Annotated in this window: 1 pseudogene; it reads right to left on the bottom strand. The window is 36.7% G+C overall.

Annotated elements, in window-relative coordinates:
* Positions 1–3,775: pseudogene (locus IRZ80_RS20580) on the bottom strand (hypothetical protein); the annotation flags it as partial.

The following is a 3,775-nucleotide window of genomic DNA, read 5'->3' as shown; positions in this document are numbered from 1 at the left end:
AGTCAGACCAGAGAAACTGCCTAATGCATTAGATGTGCCTGAAGTAATATTCTCATACGTAAACGGACTGACTCCATTTTGAATATTTGTAATAGTTACTGTACTAGTCGTTTTAGCAGCTGGTGCACAATATATATCAGTACCAACAATATCCATTTGAGTTGGTGGATCCAAAGTATTGATTGTTTTTGAATCACTAGCCACACAACCATTCGTATCTCTTACATAACCAGTTACTGTTATAGGAGAATCGCTTTCATAAGTATTTTGACTAGAATAATTAACTCCGTCAAAACTATATTCATAAGTACCTGTCCCGCCACTGCCTGAAACAGTAACTATAGCTTTTTGCGGCACATTTCCTGTTCCGCAGGTTAGCTTCGTAGTAACTAACGCCGTTGCAGTTAATATATTCGCTGGAGCAACTATTACATTATTATCTAAAAGTGAACAGCCTCTTCCTGAATTAACTTTTACAGAATAAGTTCCTGCCAATAATCCTTTAAATATATTAGAAGACTGAGCTACTCGAGTTATAGGTGCAGTAATCTCATAAGTATAATTTGGATTATTGTTAGCCGCATCTAAAACAACAGTAATACTACCGCTTGCTTCACCAACGCATAAAGCTGGTGTTGTTGTGGTGGTAAAAGTAACTGGTGTTGGAACACTTAAAGTAACTGAAGCTGTCGTACTGCAATTAGCAGGCGTAGCATTATCAGTCATTGTAACTGTATAAGTTCCCGCTGGTAATCCAGAAATAACGTTTCCTGATACCGTTCCTACGGCTGGACTAATACTATAACTGTAGATTCCAGTTCCGCCAGTACCTGACATAGTAATCACTCCATCGTTATCAGTACATGTAGGTAAAGATGTAATTGCAGGTGTAGCCACTAATGGTGCATCAATAATTATTGTCTTAGAATCAATACAGCCGTTGGCATCTTTGATTTTAATAGTGTGTGAACCAGAGTTTAATCCCGTAACTGTATGTGATAAACCAGCTATACTCACAAAAGTACTTCCGTCTACACTAATTGAAAGGGCTCCTGTTCCCAGTCCTGTATCTAATCCTGTTGCAACTGGGCTAACATCGATACCGAAATTACCTTCAGCCACACATTTGTTAACCACAGTTAAAGCGATTTTAGGACTTGGATCTTTGATTAAATCAACTACTGTACTTGTCTGAATACAATTGTAAGCATCTTTTACATGAACATAATAACTTCCTGCAACCAAATTATTAAATGTACTTGAAGTAACCCAAGGATCTGTTAAACCTGGTGCTGTTGCAGAATTTGAAATTATATATAAATAAGGTGCTGTACCATCTTTTGCTAATGCATTAATAGTTCCTTTATTATCACAATTTTCATTTTTAATAACTGACGCTGCTATATTTAATATTTTCGGAGATTCTTTAATATTAAAATTAGCAGAAGCTTTACCGCATCCTGAATTCCCTCCAGAGGTTTCTTTAACATATACATAATAACTTCCAACTCCAAGATTTATTGGAATATTAGGGATATTTACGGTAGATAATCCACCCACTGAAAAAGTGCCAGAAACATATTTAGAGATATTGGTAAATGCCTCAAATATTTCGTAAGTGTAATCTATTGAACCTGCATTAGAATTAACAACATCAAATGACACATTCCCATCATTAGAACCAGTACATGTAATATTTTTAGGAACAATATTGTTGGTAACTAATGATGTATTAGAAGGAACTGGAATAGCTGCAGTTTCATAGTAATAACATTTAGTGTTTTCATCATAAACAATAAAAGTATATGTTACTCCTGGCAATAAATTAGTAAACAGAGTTTCTTTAGCAGCGGTTTCACCTTGCCAACCAAGAGTTCCATCTGCAGTCCAAACCTGACCCGGTCCAGTATATTTATTAAAATGGAAAGGCCCAGAACCAGCAAAAGTAGATGTGATTTTTACTACAGCACTTCCTCCTGTGGCACAAGTTACCGTTGGATTTATTATAATACCCAATGAATTTGGCGGTGAAGCAACTAACACATCTTTCTCAATAACAGAACAGCCATTAGCATCAACAACTCTTATTTGGTATAAACCAAAATCTACTACATTAAAAGTAACTGACGAAATACCTGGATTATTAGGTTCAAATTTATTATATCCGTTTATGCCTGTAACATAATAAGTATAAGGAGCAGTTCCTCCTGTACCACCAGCTGCACTAACACCATCAGTAATTTTGTTAATAATGATTGATCCTTTTGAAATACCTGAACCGCTATTACACTGAATAGGAACTATCGTTTTTTCAATAACCATAAGTGTTGGCTCAGCAATAGTAATACCAGCTGGGACAACATTAATACAGCCTTTGCTGTCTTTTACATTAACAGTATACGTACCTGCAATAAGCCCAGTAAACACGTTAGAAGATTGATAAGTGATGCCATCTATACTAAATGTAAAAGGACCTACCCCTTTAGTTGCATCAATATCAACTCGTATTATTCCTGCGTTGTCACCATTACATTTAATAGATTGTGTTTCTACAACTGCAGAAATTACAGGATAAACTACTGGATTAACTGTTATAATATTAGAAACTTTAGTACAGCTATTTGCATCAGTGATTTCAAACTGATAAGTATGCGCTGTTATTGCTGCTGGTGCTGTATAGGTAAATGAATTACCTGTAACTGGAACAACAGTTGCATAAGCCGCTCCATCAATGCTAGTTTTGTATGTAAATGGTCCTTTACCTCCAATTACCGTTACCTTAATTGTGGCATCTGGAGTTCCTGTACAATCTAAATCTTTTGTCATAACAGCCGTAGCAGTTAAAACATCATTCACTGTAATTGAGGTTGTATCTGTACAGCCATTTTTATCGGTTACAGTAACAGCATACGTTCCAGGTGCAACTGTAAATTTATTTGCTGGACTAGGCGCAACACCAGTATTGATTGTATAAGTATATGGCAGGACACCTAAAGTTGCCGACGCAATGATTTCGAAAGCACTTCCTGAAGCTAAACACTGATTAGCCACTGAAAGCGAAATACTTGGAGTAGCATCTTTAACAATATGCACATTTATTGGCATTACAATAGTACATCCATTCGCATCTTTTACCCATACATCCCAATCAGCAGATACTGTAGGATCTAAATTAGCAATATTTGAAGAAACATAATCTGAAACATTCGGAATATTTCCATCTTCTACAAAAGCATATTTATAATTTGGAGTGCCCCCTGCAGCATTAATCGTTACGACTGAATAAGGTATTTTACAATTAGCATTCACATTACTAAATAAACTAGCTGATACAGAAGATGCAGGAGCTGTAATTATTATTGATGTTGAAGCTGCACAAGTAGTCGTATCGTCTGTAAAAACAACTGCATAAGTATCCTGACCCAAATTAGGTAATGTAAATGTTGATGCGGTTTGACCCATTACTACTGGACCACCATTTACAGTATAACTATAAGTAGAAGCAAACCCGCTTACGTTATATCTAATCGAACCTGTAGTTCCTCCAAAACAAGCAACATCAGAAATTTTTGAAGCAGTAGCCACAATTGGTGCAACTGGTGCGATTTGTATTGATGCCTGCTTGGTACAGCCGTTGGCATCTTTCACTTCAAATACATAGCTTCCCGGAAGAAGTCCTGTAAAGATTCCGCTCGATGCGCCTGTTGCATTGACCGTGGTCCCTGAAACTATCGTATAAACAAACGGAGCCACTCCTGTTCCAGCTGCTGGTGTA

This window comes from Flavobacterium sp. HJJ (assembly GCF_015351475.1).
Classification (GTDB): Bacteria; Bacteroidota; Bacteroidia; order Flavobacteriales; family Flavobacteriaceae; genus Flavobacterium; species Flavobacterium marginilacus.
Note: the sequence above shows the minus strand (reverse complement) of the source record. Positions and strands in the feature narration are given on the sequence as shown.